Source organism: Paraburkholderia phenazinium (assembly GCF_900142845.1).
Lineage (GTDB): Bacteria > Pseudomonadota > Gammaproteobacteria > Burkholderiales > Burkholderiaceae > Paraburkholderia > Paraburkholderia phenazinium_A.
The window spans coordinates 3,137,298-3,152,731 of the sequence record NZ_FSRU01000001.1; the positions used below are offsets into that span (position 1 = coordinate 3,137,298).

Below are 15,434 nucleotides of genomic sequence, written 5' to 3' on the forward strand. Positions count from 1 at the left end.
ACCAAGGTGCAATTCGTCCGACGGCACGCAGACCGTCGTATCATCTGCACCTTGGCCACCCACCGTCGAGCACCATGCCGTTTGCCGCGTCACCCCGTTTCGAAGCCGCTCTTCCCGTTCCGCGCCGCATTGGCCTACCGCTTTCGTGGGCTCACACCCGCGTCCTGACGCGCCTGTCCACCGCCGCGCTATGCATCGCGCTGGCCGCGTGCGCCACACCTCCGTCTTCGTCGTCCTCGCTGCCCGGGCAGCAGGCGCGCATCGATCCGGTCAGCGTGTTCCCGATGGACGCCTACGACCAGAACGTCGATCACTGGATCGATCCTGCCGGCGCAAACTACGATCAACCGTTTCTGAGCGCCGCAGACCAACGCACCCATTTTGAAGCGCTGCGTGCGCGTTACTTCGGCACCGCTGCGGACGATGCTTCGCCGTGGAACCGCACCTACGTCGAGACGCGTGTGTACCGCAACGGCGGCGCCGATATCGCCGCGCTGCAGCGCCGCCGTCTTGCCTGGTTCGACAACACCGGCAAGGCCGCCGACGAGATCGGCTACGGCCAGAATTTCCGGCCACACACGCAGACGTGGATCGATGCGATTGCACAGAACATGGACGTCGGCCAGTTCGAGCGTGCGCCCACCTATGCCGCCGCGCACCGCGCCATTGCGACCGGCAACGTCCTGGTACGCGAACTGCCGACCATGGACCCGTCGTTCTACGACCGGCGCCTCGCCGGCGAGGGTTACCCGTTCGACAACCTGCAGGTCTCGGCAGCGCGCCCCGGCACGCCGCTCTACGTGCTGGGCAGCAGCGTCGACGGCGGCTGGTACTACGTGCAGACACCGGATGTGCAGGGCTGGGTGCGCAGCGACAAGATTGCGCTGGTGAGCCCCGCGTTCGTCGACATCTGGCGCAGTGCGGCGCGCAATGGACTCACCGCGGTCATCGTGGCCTCGGCGCCCGTGCGCGACAGCCAGGGCGCATTCCGTTTCGACGCGCCCGCCGGCACCTTGCTGCCGGTCGCGCCCGGCGATAGCACGGCCCAGCGCGTCGTGATGGTCCCCGCCCGCGACGAAAACGGCAATGCCGTGGCCCGCATCGCGCAACTCGGCGACACGCAAATCGCCGACGCGCCGCTCGCCGCCACGCCACGTCATCTGGCGATGCTGCTCAAGGCCCTGATCGGGCGACCATACGGTTGGGGCAATACCGGCTTCTATAACGACTGTTCGTCCGAAACGCAAAGCATCTTCGCTGCGTTCGGCATCTGGCTGCCGCGGCATTCGTCGACGCAGATGAGCGCCGGGCACATGACCGATCTGTCTTCGTCCACGCCGGAACAACGCATCGACTACCTCACGAAACATGGCGTGCCGATGCGCACGCTGATCTATATCGGCGGTCACGTGATGCTGTATCTGGGCAACACCACGCGCGATCGTCAAGTGGTGCCGCTCGTCTATCAGGACGTGTGGGGCTTGCGTCCGGCGGACAACAGCCGGCGCGCGGTGATCGGCGGCTCGGTGATTTTCCCGCTGCTCGCGCATATCCCCGAAGACCCGAGCCTGCAATCGCTCGCCGCGACACCGATTTTCCAGATCAGCATCATCGGCGCGCCGGCTGAAGGCACGCCCGTTCAACCCGACGACGACAATCCTGCCGGCTGAATCGCCGGGCCCTCAGCGGCTGCCAAGGCGGCCTGACCATGCCTGCCGCGTTGCGGGCATGCGAATTGCAGCATACGTCTCCAAGCGAGGGGCTCCGGCCCCTGTGACTATCCATCACATATATTCGGAGGCGTTATGTTGGGAACCATTCTTCTGATCGTCTTGATCCTGCTGCTTGTCGGCGCCTTCCCCGCATGGCCGCACAGCCGTTCCTGGGGCTACGCGCCGACGGGCACCATCGGGATTGTCGTCATCGTCGTGATCGTCCTGGTCGTCATGGGACAGATATAGGCTGAAGCGACGACGTAGCTCGCAGAACGCGGACCGCCAGTTTGACCGCATCGTTTGTAAAACTGGCGGTCAGCTTCCCCGTTTGCCACTCCCCCGCCCGTCTCATCCCGCCCCGCACCTGGCGTCCAGCCACGCGTCAGTTCGACCTCAGCCCGGACCGTGCCTTCGACGTGCAACGCCGCCCACTCGCCGGCCCGTTTTGACGCGGCACGCTGCTTGCGGCTGAAACGCGTGAGCAGACGGACTTCCGTTTGTGTCGATGACCTAATTTCTGGAGGATCCGGAAATGAACAGCACTGCGAAGAAAACTAGTAGCCGCCGGGCGAATGTCTAGCAACTGATCAACGATTGATCCACGCCGGGGGGCGAAGCAACGACGCACGAGCGGCGCGGCGCGCCATTCGAATAACTAAACCACCACGGAGAAGCAATGAATCATCATGACGTGGAACTGGAACTCCTGCACCTTGAATACGTATTCGCCCATCTTTCGGCGACCCATACCGTCCCGCCCCTCAGCTATTGGCGCGGCCGGCTCAATGCGCTGCGCAAGATCCCGGTTGTGCCGCAGCAGCGAGACCGCATCAACCGGTTGGAGCATTTGCTCGGCGCACTTGAGGTCTCACGTCCATCGAGTCCAGACGCGACACCGCAAGAAGGCCCCGCGCGTGTCGCGATTCGCGCCCGTCGTTAGCTTCCGCGCGGATCCTCTTCGAGCCGCAGGCGGTCGAACGAGCGCAGCACGCTGCTGCCGGTCAGCGCCAGTTTCCAGTAACGCTCCTTGAGCGCACCGACCACGAACAGGTTATAGGGCAGCACAATCGCGCCGCGTCCCCAGTTGGGCCGCCACGTGCGCGCGATGCCTCGGCGCATGAACAGCGAGAGCGTCGGCACCCCCAGCGCGGACGCCAGGTGGCCGAGCCCGGAGTCGTTGCCGATAAACCAGCCGGACTCGGCGATCCACGCGGCCACATCCGCCAGCCGCTCGAACGAATGCAGCCGTTGCGCGGCGTCCTTGTCCATCAGCCAGGTTTGCCGCTCGCAAGGCGCGACCAGCAAGGTGGGCTGGAAATCGCGTTGCACGAGCTTCTGCGCGAGCGCGACGAATTTTTTGCGCGGCCACATTTTCTCGATGTGACTGCCGGTCGGATGAATCGCCACGCGCCGCTCGTAAGCGCGAAAGCGAATCCAGTTCGGCACGGTGATGCCGTTGTGGCGCGTGATGTCGGCCAGACCGAACTCATCGCGCGCCACCGCGACGATCATGTCGATCATATGCCCGGGCACCTGGAAGGCGTCGAAGCCAACGATCTCGCAGACCTCGCCGCTCGCAGCAAGCGCCTTGCCGCACGGCGTTGCGCGCAACTGGATCACCAGCTCGAATTGCCCCGCGGCGTCCTGTTGTTCGCACTCGTTGCGTACGTCGATACCTGGAAACCAGTCGGCCAGATCCTTCACCACCCAACTGAACACGGTGAGCCGATAACCGTTCCTGATCAGGTTGTTCACCAGCACCATCATCAACAGCGTGTCGCCAATGGCCGTGGGCATCACCACAGCAATCGACGCGGCACCTTCGAGCTTCGCCTTCATCTTTCCTGCATCTCCGTTGAGCCCATCTGCGCCGGCTGCCCTGTCACGCGCAACCGCAGCGCACGAAACGCGTTCAGCACGCGTTCGACCGTAATGCTCTCGCGCCACCAGCGCTCTTTCAGACCTGCCGTCGGCACCCACCATGACGGCAAGACGATGTCGCCGGTCGTGAAACCCGGACGCCAGCGCTGCGCCACGCCGCGGCGGCGAAACAGCGTCAAGGTGGGGATGCCGAGCGACGACGCCAGATGTCCTACGCCCGAGTCATTACCGATAAACCAGCCGGATTCGTAGAGCCATTCCGCCAGCAGCGCCGACGAGGCGAACGAACGCAGCGGCGGCAGTTCGCCGGCGAGCGTCTCCCAACGGGCAAGCTCGCGCGTTTCCACCACGAATTCAACCTGCAGGCCACCGGCTTGCAGACGGCGCGACAGTTCGAGAAAGCGCTGCGGCAACCAGCGCTTATCCGGCGTGCTGGCCTCGGGGTGAATCGCCACGCGCGAAGCATGCTTGCGAAACCGCAAGCCGGCAGGAGGACGCATGCCGTTCGACGTCACCGCGTCGTAAAGCTCGAAACGCGCTGCAGCAAAATCGGCGAAACGCTTCGCCATGCAATAAGGATTCTTCGCGTACTCAACTTCGTGCAAATCGATAAAACCCGCATGCCAGTCGCCGACCTGCGCGAGCGGCCGGTCACGATGCATCTGAATGACATGGAGATAGTTCGCCAGCACGCTACGGGCGCGGTCCGGCGCCAGAGCGGGCGCGATGCGCAGACGGGGAAACCACTCGGCGAGCGCGTGGGCGTGGTCACCGAAGACGTCCACTTGCCAGCCTGCGAGCGAGAGATTGTGCGCAACGATCAGCAGGTTCAGCGTATCGCCGAGGGCGGGCGACATGATGAACGCGGCGCGGCGCGCGGCGAGGTGAACGTCAGGTACGCCGCCCCCGATCGAATCGGTGCGATTCGCCTGTCGCGTCTGATCGTTCGCCATACACTCAATCCAGCCTAAGTAGATTCGACCGCATGTTGCCACACAATCGGTAGACGACGGATTTCGAAGTCTTGCCGCATATTTCGGTTGACGACCTGCGCGAGCGAACCGCGCAGCCGGGCTGCCCGGCGACCCGGCCGGTTTGATTTCGAAGCATTTCTTCGCGGCTTTCCGAACACTCCGCCGAGCCGCACACGGCGCGCGCGGCAGCGCCAGCGCCCAAGCCGTTCCGCCTCGCGAGCGCCCTTCGACGCCGGTTCTTTTGCGGGCAGCACCGTGAAACTTTCGGTAAGAGTCGTGACAGCGCATCCGCTCGCGCTTCATGCACTATGCCGGTCAAATTGACCCATGGCGGTGCCCGCCCCTTCAATCATGCAAGTCGTCGTGTGCCTGACCTCGTTCAATCGTATCGATTGCGCGCGCATCTCCATGGAGATCATCAAGCTGAACTGGGCTCACAAATGGCCGGTGGTCCACGCCTGTTCGGATGCGGGCTATACGCGCTATATCGAGGACGTGCTGGTGAAACGCGAGCCTCGTCCGCTTACCGCCGGCGCCCTCGACCTGTTGGTGGCCTCCGTCAGTGCTGCCGTTTCGCGCTTCCACGCGGAGTACGTGATCCATCTCGAGGCGGACACCTGGGTCTTCGACCAGAAAGTCATCCAGCGATATCTGGAACAGCTTGCAGAGAATCCCGCTGCGGTCATCGCCGCTTCCTCGTGGAGTACGGATTGCGTGCCGGCGTGGAAACGCTCGCCCTTGCTGGGACGGCGGCTGCGTGCCCGGCTCGCCGGTGTGCTCAGGCCGTTCGGTTCGAGCTATGGCGTTCGCGAGAAAAAGTCGCTTTCCACGCAGTTTTTCATCGCCAGGGCGACGCCCGAATTTCTGGAGATGCTGTCCGGCCTCCGCGTGAAAGACGACCATTTTCTCGAGAAAGTCCTGTATACGGCAGTGGTCGAACGCTTCGGGACGCGAGGCATCGTCAACATGCCCGAGCGCGAGCCGGTCCATCCGCGCTTTCGTCATGCCTGCGAGCCGCTTAGCCTGTTCTGTCAACATTGGCCGAGCGCCGAAGACGCACCTTCGGCGAAAACCCATCCGGACCTCACGCAAGACGATCGGCTGCGCGGGAAAAAGGAATGCCTGCAGGCGATGCCGTTAATGCGGCACGGTCCGTATATGGACAAACTGCTGAACAGCGACAATCTCGCTTATTACAATGGCAATGCCAAGCGGTCTGGGTAGGCTTGGCTTCGCGGTGCCAGAGAATCAGAAGCTGCTGTGAAACCCACGCTAGCGGCCATCAACTATGCCCCGCCGCTGCAACGCCGTGCGGCTTGACGTACCAGTAGTCGATCACCCAGTCCGGGTCATGATAGGACTTCGGTAACGTAGACGGATAGGCGAGTGTCGACCGGTAGGCAATGCGCGAATTGGGCGCGTAAAACTCCGGAACCAGGTAGTACGAATTGACCAGCACGCGGTCAAGCGCGCGGGTGGCCGCTTCGAGATCGTCGAGCGTGGTCGCGGTTAGCGCGGCGTGAATCAGCGCGTCGACCACCTTGGAATGCACGCCAACGGTATTTTCCGAGCCTACCTCCGAGGCGGCGGCACTCCCGAAGCGGCGCAGCAGTTCGACGCCCGGCACGGTGACCGGCGGATAGCCTCCCGTGGTCATATCGAAGTCGAAGCTGTCGAGCCGTTGCTGATACAACGCACTGTCGACCTCGCGCAGATGCGCCTCGATACCGAGCATGTTGAGCGCCTGCATATACGGCAGCAGCAAACGGTCCATGCCGGGTTGGTCGTCGAGTACCTCGATGCTCATAGGCGTACCGTTCGCGTCGCGTAACGCACCGTCGCGGTAGTGCCAGCCCGCCTGGCTCAACAGATCGCGCGCTTCACGCAGATTGTTGCGCAGCGAATCCGGCGGCAGCGTCGACGGTTGTTTCAGCATCGGACCGAACACCTCGGGCGGCAGGCTCGCCCGGTACGGTTCGAGCAGTGCCAGCTCCTTTGGACCGGGCATGCCGGTGGCTCCAAACGAACCCGGATCGAAATAACTGTTCGAGCGCCGATACTGGTCATAGAACATCATCCGGTTCATCCAGTCGTAGTCGAATGCGAGGGTGAGCGCGTGGCGCACCCTCACGTCCTGAAACATCGGCCGGCGCAGATTCATCAGAAGGCCCCGCATATACGCGGGACCGTTGGCGAAGGTGCCTTTCTGCAGCAGACCATTACGGAAATTCTCGCCAATGTACCGGCGCGCCCAGATCGTCGCACTGCCTTCGATGTTGACGTCGATATTGCCCGCCTTGAATGCTTCAAGCAGTCCGAAGTTGTCGAAAAAGAGCTGAAACGAGATGCGCCCGAAGCGAAACATGCCGCGCCGCGCGGGCAGATCGGCAGCCCAGTAGTCAGGATTGCGCCGGTAGGCAATGTCCTTGTCGTTCTTGCGACGCTCGATCAGGTAGGGCCCGCTCGCGATTGGCGGCACGTTGGCAATCTGGTCGAACGGCGGACGCGTGCCATCGGGCCGCATGCCCCACTTCGGCGAGAACACCGGCAGATCGCCCGCGATCAACGGCGCGTCGCGTTCCGCGCGCTTGAAGTCGAAGCGGATCGTCGACGCATCGATCACGGTTGCGCTTTTGATGACCGAGAACTCGGAGTTATAGAGCGGCGAGGCTTGCGGGCTGGTGAGCGTATCGAACGAATACTTGACGTCCGCTGCCGTGATGCGATCGCCATTGGAAAAGCGCGCCGCGGGGTTGAGGTGGAAGGTCGCCGAAGCGAGGTCCGGTTGGACCTCGACATCGTCGGCGATCAGCGGGTATTCCGAGGCGAGCTCGTCCCAACTGCGCTGCATGAGCGTGTCGAACATCAGGTTGCGGATGTCCGGCGCCGGCGCGCCGCGCAGCAGGAAAGGATTCAGCGAATCGTAGCTTTGCAGTTCGTCGTAGTTGCCGAAGTTCAGCGTACCGTCGGCGGGGGCACCTGGGTTGGCGTAGTCGAAATGGGTGAAGCTCGCGGGATAACGCGGTTCGCCGAATTGAGCAAGCGAGGATGCGGCGTGAACGGGCATCGTGAACAAAGCCAGCGCAGCCACGGTCATGGTGTTGTGTAGTGCGACGCAAGCCAACCGTCTACTGAGATCCATCAGTCCCTTCCCTTGGCAATTGCTGCCAAGTTTAGCCGCCTTCTCCAGCAACCGGAATCCGACCAATATCTTAGGACTCTTCCGATGGGGGAGCATTAGCCCACAGGCGCCTCGGGCAGGAGTAGATAGGTGCAAAACCGCCAAGCCTCATGAGAGAATCGCGGCAAACCACAACCGAACGCTGACGATTGAGGCCCTGCCTCGCGTCGCGCACCCGCTGCCATGGTTCATCCTTCACCGCGCCAGTCGTCGTCCGAACGACCCGTGTCCGCACCCGACCCGCTGACCGTCGAGCAACAGGCGCTCCAACGCCGCCTCGAAGCCTACTCGCCCGATACACCCGGCGTCCCGATGCCGTACAGCCGACGCCTCGCCGAGCGTGAGGGCTGGTCGCATGCGCACGCCATGGCAGTCATCGCCGAATATAAGCGCTTTGCATATCTCGCGGTTTCGAGCGGGCATGTCGCGACGCCTTCGAAGGCTATCGACGCCGCATGGCATCTGCATCTCGAGTACACCCGCGAATACTGGGACGTTTTCTGCGTCGAGGTGCTCTGCGCGCCGCTGCACCATACACCGGGCAATGGTGCCCCTGACGAAGCCGCTGCTTATGCGCGGCTCTATGAGCAGACGCTCGACAGCTACCGGCGCGCATTCGGCAGCGAACCGCCCGCGACGATCTGGCCACGTCCGTCGACCAACCGCGTGCAGCACGAGACGGCACCAGGTAATGCACCCAGCCACGCGCGCGGCGAAGAAGGTCTGGCTCAACGTTTGAAGCGCCGCCGGACTGCCCTGCGTCCGCGCCGTGCACGCTTCGCATGGCTAGCCTGGCTGAGCGGCGCCGTCGCGACCTGCGCGTACGCGCAGGAGCTCAACGTGCTGAACTACGCCGGTCCACAGTTCCTGCAGTTCTATCTGCTGCTATGCGCCGGCGTGCTGCTGCTGATTTTCGCCATGCAGCGCATCACGTACCATCGGCATGCATGGGGCATCTGCCGCCATCAACCCGCCCCGCGCGAGTTGCCGCCTGACGAGGTGGCCTTCCTCGCAGGCGGCGCGGCACGAATGGCGCATGTCGCCACGCTAGCCCTGGTCGAGTCTGAAGCGATCCGTTTTACGCCGATTGCAAGCCGCCACCCCTACGTGACGGTCAAAGACTCATTCAAGGGCGGACGCTTCGTCGACGAATGCGAATGGTTGCGGCGCCGCAAGGACGGCCGGGCCAACTACACCACGTTCCGCGCGCGCCTGATGATGCGCGAAACAACGCTGAGCCGGGACCTTTGCGCCGAAGGTTGGCTATGGGCGCCCCACAGCATGCGCAAGCTGCGGTTCGCGGCCCACATGCTGGCTTTGCTGACACTAGGCACAGGCTGCGCGAAGACCATCGTCGGTTTGAACCGAGACCGGCCCATAACGTTCCTGGTCATGGCGATGGTGCTGTTCCTCGCCGCGTATCTATTGTTGACGGTACGTCTGCCAGGACTCGGAGGCAGAGGACTGACAAAGGCCGGACGCACGGCGCTCGACGCACAACGCGCGCGCTACGCAAACCGCGAGCCGGGACGCGACGCCCCGCTTTGGAAGCTGGCGTTCGCCGGCGTGGTCGCGCTCCAGGGCACCTCATGGTCGATCTATGCGAATGCGCTCGAAGAGCCCTCACCCGCGATAAGCAGCTCATCGCAGTTCGATGCCTCCACGGACTCGTCCAGTTCGAGTTCGAGCAATTGCAGTTCGAGCGGGTGTGGTGGATGTTCGAACTGAATCCGTGCTGACCGCTTAACGTCCAAGGCATTGACGAAGGCCGAAACGGCCTCATGTCAAAGCGTCGATGCGTCAAACGGCGCGCTGAACAGCTACGCATTTGATCTCGACGAGCAAACCCGGATGAGCCAGCTCCGAGACGCCAATACACGTCCACGCGCAGGCGCCGCGCGGGAACACACGGTTCTTGACCTCGCGGAACACGTCCATATGCTGGCTCATCGCTACGTGGTAAGTGGTCATCTCCACCACATCCTCAAAGGTGCAGCCGCCTGCGGCCAACACTTGCCGCAGGTTTTCCCAGCAAGCGGTGAACTGCGCCTCAGGATCATGGATGACTTCTAACTCTTGCGTCCGCCCTACTTGTCCGGCACAAAACAGGAGCTGACCGACCTTCACGGCAGGGGCATAACCCGCGCGCTCAACGAGCGCACGCATGGCTTCGGGCACAATGATTTCGCGGTCTGGCATGGGTTGGGCTTCTCTATGCGCTATACGTGGCAGGTGATTGGCAGGCGGGTAGCATTCTGGCACGAGTTCCGTTTGTATCGCGGACGAGCGACTGCGGCGATCTGACGCTCTCCTTCGAAATAATAGTTGCCATGCTAATCATCTTGCGCTTTAATACCTCCCATGTTCGATCATTGTCTCTACTTCAACTCCGTCGCGCTTGCCCGCCTGGTCGAGCGCGAGTGGACCGCCGTCTATGCCCGCTTTGGCCTGACGCCGGCGCAAGGGTTCGTGCTGCGCGTCGTGCTGGCGTCGCCGGGGAGTCTGAGCAGTCAGGTGGCGGATATCCTCGGCATCGCTCGCCCCACTGCCACGCGTCTGATCGACAATCTCTGCGACAAGAACCTGGTCGAGCGCCGTCAGGGCGAAGAGGACGCCAGGGAATGGGGCGTGTATCCCACCCGCTCGGGCAAGGCACTTGACCGGCCCATCAACGAGGCCAGTGCGGACATCGCCAAAGCGTTGCGCCGGAAAATTGGCCCTGACCTGTTCGAATCCACTGTGTCCGGCATGCAGAACGTGAGAAAGGCGCTGGATTAAGCTGCCCGCCTCATGCTGCCAATCGCGCGGCACAGATGGTTGTCTTGCTAATCGAATTGGGAATCGGAAAATGGACAAGCTTGCGACACAAGGCATGCCCGCCTGCGAGGCAGCGCAACGGTATGCGCTCAAAGCCAAAGAACGACTGCATTGGGTGGTCGGCATCGTGATTACGCTAGTGGTGCTTGCGCTGTTTGCGATGGCTGTCGCGTTTGCGCCGTCCAGCGTCCGTGCCAACACGTCCCTTTGCCTTAAGCAGGTCGCGAACGATGAGCACGTTAGCCTCGAAGCGTTCTTTCAGAGCCCGGCAGAACAGGATGCGTTCGCAGAGGCCATCTCCGCTTGCTCACGCTAGGCGAGGATGGCCTCATTGCTTGTGCCTACCCAACGTAGTTCGCAGCCACGCGTTGCCGTGAGCCTGGACCGAACGTGAGAGCGCTAAACAAGGCCAGGACCCATGCGCCCAGGCCGCCATACAGCATCACAAGCCCGAAGCCATGCACCAGTGCGGCATGAGCGATCGCCGCTTGCGGATCCATTGCGGCAAGCGGCGCGCTTCCTTGACTCAGTAACGCCATATCGCCGGCAGCGACCTTTTCGGCGAGCAAACGCACCTGCCCGCGATCCACAGTAGCCGGCAGTACGCGCGTCAGGTAAGACAGCACGCCTTCAAGAAGAATGAAACCCATCATGGCGATATTGATAGCCAACGTAATAAGCCGCGCACTCATGTCGATCCCCGAAGCCATGCCCGCGCGGTCCGGCGAAACAGCGCCTGTCGCCGTATTCGTCACCGGCGTGTTGGTCAAGCCGAGGCCGATGCCGCACAACAGGCAGCCGGGCAACATCGTGAGCCAATCCGCATGCTCCGCGCCGCTGCCGAACTTCATCAGAATGAAGCCGAGGCCAATCGTGAACATGCCAAGCGGAATCACCCGGCGAGCCTCGATCCGGAGCACGAGCCGCTCGGCCAGCGGCGGCACGACCAGCGTGGGCAACGTGTACGCAAGCAACGACAGGCCCGCGCTCACGTTGCCATAGCCAAGCGCACCGTGAAAATAGATCGGCAGATAAATCATGAACGGCCAGAAGCTGAAGTTCATGCCCATCGATCCAAACAGCGCGCCCGAAAAACTGCGGATGCGCAGCACCGAAAAGTCGAACATCGGCCGGGGGCTGCGCTTTTCGATCACCAGGAAGGCGATGAAACTCAGCACCGTCACCGCCAGAATGCTCAGCGCTGCGAGACTGCCGAAGCCGAGATCCGGGCCTTGCGTGATGAAATACACGAGACCGAAGCACGCCACCGAGAGCGTGACGACGCCGGGAACATCGAGGTGCTGCGCATGCGGATCGCGCGACTCCTGCACGCCGGCGAAGACCAAAGCCAACGCGACGATCGAGACGAGAATATGGATCAGGAAGACCCATTGCCAGTTCGAGACCGCGACAATCACGCCGCCGATGATCGGCCCGAACCCGAGGCCGATACCGAAGATGATGCCCCACGCCGCAAACGCCCTGCTGCGCTCGCGGCCTTCCTGGAACTGATGCGACAGCACGGCCACCTGGCAGATCAGCATCGCGCCACCGCCGATGCCCTGCATAAAGCGGCTCGCGATCAGCACCGACGTGCTTTGCGCGAGTCCACAAAGCAACGAGGTGATCGCAAACAGCACGATGCTGGCGACGTACATGCGCTTACGCCCGAAGCGGTCCGCGAGCGCGCCGGTTGCCATCAAAACGGTTGTGCACGCAATCGTGTACGCATTCATGATCCATTGCATGGACTTGAAATCGCCATGCAACACGGTTTGAAGCGTGGGGAGAATCGTCGGCACGCTTGAGATTTCAAGGCCGAACATCAGTGAGGTCAGGCACACCGCAGCAAGTGCGAGCGCGTTTTTTGGAGAACGGGAGAGCGTCATGGATATCGCCGGAAGGTGGATAGAGTCCTGTCGCGCAGGCGTACGTCCATAGCGGGTCGCCCTTCACATGCAGAACCACTCGATTCGCGCGACTTCGAGGTTTAATATATCGGGAACGAGATTCCCGATTGACGAGAGTTTTTCCCGTGAATTATTCCTGTGGGGACCCAATATGACGGACCGGCTCGATGGCGTGTCGACCTTTGTTCAAGTCGTCGACGCGGGCAGTTTCACGCTGGCAGCCGAACGCATGCATCTCACGCGTTCGGCCGTCGGCAAGGTGATTACGCGTCTCGAGGCGCGTCTCGGCGTGCGCCTTTTGCAACGCACGACGCGTAGCCAGACACTGACCGAGGCCGGTCAGGCCTATTACGACCGTTGCGTGCGCGCGCTTGCCGAACTGGAGGCCGCGGAGGCCGATCTAGAAAGCGAGCGCACCGAGCCGCGCGGCCGTCTGCGCGTGAGCGTGCCGGTCGCGTTCGGGCATCAATGCGTCGCGCCGGTGCTGTTCGAACTCGCACGCAAGCACCCACAGTTGCAGATCGACATCTCGTTCACCGACCGCGCGGTGGATCTCATCGAAGAAGGCTTCGACCTCGCGGTGCGCATCGGCGATCTGCACGACAGCACGAGTCTCGTCGCGCGCCGTCTTGGCGTGCAGCATATGAGCATCGGCGCGGCGCCGTCGTATCTGGCGAAATATGGCCTGCCCGTAGACATCGACGATCTCCATGGTCACGCCGGCATCGCCTATTCGCGCGGCGGTGTGCTGGCGCCCTGGCGCGTGCGGGACGGCGAGGGCCAGCCGCAGGAATTGCGCATCGCGCCGCAACTGAGTCTCGACGACGTCCAGGCCATTGCGGGTGCTGGCATTGCCGGCTTCGGGCTGGTGCAGTTGCCGTGCTGGCTGTTGAGCCGCCATGTGCAGACGGGCGAACTTGCGTTCGTGAGGGAACGCTGCGGCGTGCGTGCGCAGGACATTCACGCCGTGTGGCCGAAAACCCGCTATCTGCCGCTCAAAACACGTTGCGCGGTCGATGCGCTCGTTGCGGAGATTCCGGAGATGATTCGCGCTTGAGCCGACGCTTAACGCGGCAACGCCACGCGAATCGCCGCAAGCCACAGTCCCACCGCATGCGCCCCTGGATCGGCAAAGCCCAACGCGCGCTTGCCGACATAGCTGGACCGACCGAGCCTCGGGCTCATCGATGCCGTCTGCTCCGCACCGGCCACGGCTGCGTCGACGGCGCTCTGCAATGCTGCGTGGGCGTCGACATCCGCGTCCGCAGATTGCGCGAGCGCGGCTTGCAATGCATCGACCGCCGGCAATAGCGCATCCACCATGGTGCGATCGCCCGGATGCGCGCCACCCAGTTCCATCAAGGCCGTAACGCCCGCGCTGAACGCCTGCGCCCAACGCTTCGCAGCAGGGCCGCTCGCTTGATCGAGCACGCTGCCTGCGCGCAGCAACATCACCGCATAGAGCGGCCCCGACGTGCCGCCCACCACACGTCGAACGGTCGCGGACATGGCGCGCAACACGGCACCCGGTGCCGTCTCCGCCGGATAGGTATCGAGTTCATGCAGGATGCCCCGCGCGCCGCGTGCGAGGCTAATGCCGAGATCGCCGTCGCCCACGCGCTGATCCATCTCGGTCAACACCGCTTCCGCTTCGATCAGGCGCGCGCACACCGCTTCGATCACCTGACGCAACGCCGAACCGCGAGCGAGGCGCGCGCCGCTCGTGTCGACGGGTGCGACCGGCGCGTCCTTGACATAGGCCTGCGCCACACGGCCGCTCAATGCCGGCCACGCGGACGTGTGCGCGGCAGCATCGAGCCATGCGAGCCGCCGATCGTCGAGGCGCAATAAAGTCAGCGACACGCCCGCCATTTCGAGCGCGCTCAGAAAGGTGCCTGCCCATGCGCGCTCCACCTTGATGCTGCGCGCGGCGAGAAACTGCAGCGCCGCAGCGGCGACAATGCTCAATTCGCTCTGCGGCGTACCGCCCAGATTGTTCACCAGCAAGGCAACGCGCGCGTCCGCCGGCAAGGCAAGATCGTCGACGATCCTGGTGAGCAAACGCGCAACGATGGCGTCGGCCGGCTCGAGCGCGCCGCGTTCGATACCGGGCTCACCGTGAATCCCAAGCCCCCACTCAATCTCGTCGTCGGCCAGTTCGAAGCCCGCCTTCCCTGCCGCCGGCACCGTGCACGGCGTAAGCGCAACGCCCATCGTGCCGAGCATGGCCGCCGCCTCTCGTGCGGCCTGTGCCACTTCGTCGAGCGGCCGCCCTTCGGCGGCCGCGGCGCCCGCAATCTTGTGAACCAGCACCGTGCCCGCGAGACCGCGCCGGCCCGCGTGTTCGCCGTTGGCGGAGAGCGCGACATCGTCCGCGACGATCACCATCTCCACGGCAATGCCTTCGGCGCGGGCAATTTCAGCGGCGAGTCCAAAGTTGAAGCGATCGCCGGTGTAGTTTTTGACGATCAGCAGCACGCCGGCGGGACCCGCGACCGCGCGAATCGCGTCGAGCACGGCATCCGTCGAAGGCGACGTGAACACTTCGCCCGACACTGCCGCGCTCAACATGCCCGGACCTACGTAGCCCGCATGGGCCGGTTCGTGGCCGGCGCCGCCGCCGGAGATCAGCGCGACTTCACCGCGTTTGGCCGCGGCTTCGCAGTCGGCCCGCACGATGATCGTGCCGCCCTGCAGCAACGACAGACCGGGATTGAGCGCGGCGAGTCCGTCCAGCATCTCGGGGACGACCGCGGAAACATCGTTGATGAGCTTCTTCATGTGCGCCAGCTTCCTTGTGAGCCGCGGGCCGTGCATCGCGAGCCGTTGCGGCTGGGGTTGCGAGACTGCTATGGGATGGCTATCGAATGGTTGCAAGCACATCGCCGCAAACCCGACTTTACCGCGCCTCGGCGTGCAGCGCCGCATCGCGTTGCGACGTCTGGAGAAGCAAAAG

General features: G+C 63.3%; 14 protein-coding genes. 8 read left to right on the plus strand and 6 right to left on the minus strand.

Going from position 1 to position 15,434, the window contains the following annotated elements; translation table 11 throughout:
- Positions 1 to 74 precede the first annotated feature (74 nt).
- From BUS12_RS13730 to BUS12_RS13740, 3 genes are all read left to right on the plus strand, one after another.
- Positions 75 to 1,670: an SH3 domain-containing C40 family peptidase gene (locus BUS12_RS13730; protein WP_083640381.1), complete on the plus strand. Its 1,596-nt coding sequence runs from the start codon at positions 75 to 77 to the stop codon at positions 1,668 to 1,670.
- A gap of 135 nt (positions 1,671 to 1,805) precedes the next feature.
- A complete protein-coding gene (locus BUS12_RS13735) occupies positions 1,806 to 1,961 on the plus strand; it encodes a DUF3309 family protein (RefSeq protein ID WP_074296188.1) in 156 nt (51 codons plus the stop codon).
- A gap of 430 nt (positions 1,962 to 2,391) precedes the next feature.
- Complete coding sequence (locus tag BUS12_RS13740; protein ID WP_074296189.1) at positions 2,392 to 2,655, plus strand: hypothetical protein; 264 nt, start codon at positions 2,392 to 2,394, stop codon at positions 2,653 to 2,655.
- On the opposite strand, the gene BUS12_RS13745 is transcribed toward BUS12_RS13740, so the two are convergent.
- Both BUS12_RS13745 and BUS12_RS13750 read right to left on the minus strand, forming a co-directional pair.
- Positions 2,652 to 3,554: a glycosyltransferase family 9 protein gene (locus BUS12_RS13745; protein ID WP_074296190.1), complete on the minus strand. Its 903-nt coding sequence runs from the start codon at positions 3,552 to 3,554 to the stop codon at positions 2,652 to 2,654. The genes BUS12_RS13740 and BUS12_RS13745 overlap by 4 nt on opposite strands.
- Positions 3,551 to 4,549, minus strand: coding sequence for a glycosyltransferase family 9 protein (locus BUS12_RS13750; RefSeq protein ID WP_253190068.1), 999 nt, complete (start codon positions 4,547 to 4,549; stop codon positions 3,551 to 3,553). The genes BUS12_RS13745 and BUS12_RS13750 overlap by 4 nt, the downstream gene beginning before the upstream one ends.
- Before the next feature lie 429 nt (positions 4,550 to 4,978).
- On the opposite strand from BUS12_RS13750, the gene BUS12_RS13755 reads away from it, so the two are divergent.
- On the plus strand, positions 4,979 to 5,794 hold the full coding sequence (locus BUS12_RS13755) for a hypothetical protein (protein ID WP_253190069.1): 816 nt from the start codon (positions 4,979 to 4,981) through the stop codon (positions 5,792 to 5,794).
- A gap of 58 nt (positions 5,795 to 5,852) precedes the next feature.
- On the opposite strand, the gene BUS12_RS13760 is transcribed toward BUS12_RS13755, so the two are convergent.
- Positions 5,853 to 7,712 (minus strand): extracellular solute-binding protein, encoded by a 1,860-nt coding sequence (locus BUS12_RS13760; RefSeq protein WP_074296192.1) that lies wholly within the window; start codon positions 7,710 to 7,712, stop codon positions 5,853 to 5,855.
- A gap of 264 nt (positions 7,713 to 7,976) precedes the next feature.
- Here BUS12_RS13760 and BUS12_RS13765 point away from each other — a divergent pair, with 264 nt between their 5' ends.
- The gene (locus tag BUS12_RS13765) at positions 7,977 to 9,479 is read left to right on the plus strand and encodes a TIGR04222 domain-containing membrane protein (RefSeq protein WP_253190070.1); all 1,503 of its coding nucleotides are present in this window, start codon (positions 7,977 to 7,979) and stop codon (positions 9,477 to 9,479) included.
- A 72-nt stretch (positions 9,480 to 9,551) separates the two neighbouring features.
- On the opposite strand, the gene BUS12_RS13770 is transcribed toward BUS12_RS13765, so the two are convergent.
- Positions 9,552 to 9,950 (minus strand): RidA family protein, encoded by a 399-nt coding sequence (locus tag BUS12_RS13770; RefSeq protein WP_074296193.1) that lies wholly within the window; start codon positions 9,948 to 9,950, stop codon positions 9,552 to 9,554.
- A 162-nt stretch (positions 9,951 to 10,112) separates the two neighbouring features.
- Between BUS12_RS13770 and BUS12_RS13775 the strand changes: the two genes are divergently transcribed.
- Positions 10,113 to 10,529, plus strand: coding sequence for a MarR family winged helix-turn-helix transcriptional regulator (locus BUS12_RS13775; protein ID WP_074296194.1), 417 nt, complete (start codon positions 10,113 to 10,115; stop codon positions 10,527 to 10,529).
- Positions 10,530 to 10,599: 70 nt separating this feature from the next.
- On the plus strand, positions 10,600 to 10,884 hold the full coding sequence (locus BUS12_RS13780) for a hypothetical protein (RefSeq protein ID WP_074296195.1): 285 nt from the start codon (positions 10,600 to 10,602) through the stop codon (positions 10,882 to 10,884).
- A gap of 25 nt (positions 10,885 to 10,909) precedes the next feature.
- Here BUS12_RS13780 and BUS12_RS13785 read toward each other — a convergent pair whose 3' ends face one another.
- A complete protein-coding gene (locus tag BUS12_RS13785) occupies positions 10,910 to 12,457 on the minus strand; it encodes an MFS transporter (protein ID WP_074296196.1) in 1,548 nt (515 codons plus the stop codon).
- A gap of 172 nt (positions 12,458 to 12,629) precedes the next feature.
- Between BUS12_RS13785 and BUS12_RS13790 the strand changes: the two genes are divergently transcribed.
- Positions 12,630 to 13,535: a LysR family transcriptional regulator gene (locus BUS12_RS13790; RefSeq protein WP_074296197.1), complete on the plus strand. Its 906-nt coding sequence runs from the start codon at positions 12,630 to 12,632 to the stop codon at positions 13,533 to 13,535.
- 8 nt (positions 13,536 to 13,543) lie between these two features.
- Here BUS12_RS13790 and dhaL read toward each other — a convergent pair whose 3' ends face one another.
- On the minus strand, positions 13,544 to 15,259 hold the full coding sequence (gene dhaL, locus BUS12_RS13795; RefSeq protein ID WP_074296198.1) for a dihydroxyacetone kinase subunit DhaL: 1,716 nt from the start codon (positions 15,257 to 15,259) through the stop codon (positions 13,544 to 13,546).
- Between the last annotated feature and the right edge of the window lie 175 nt (positions 15,260 to 15,434).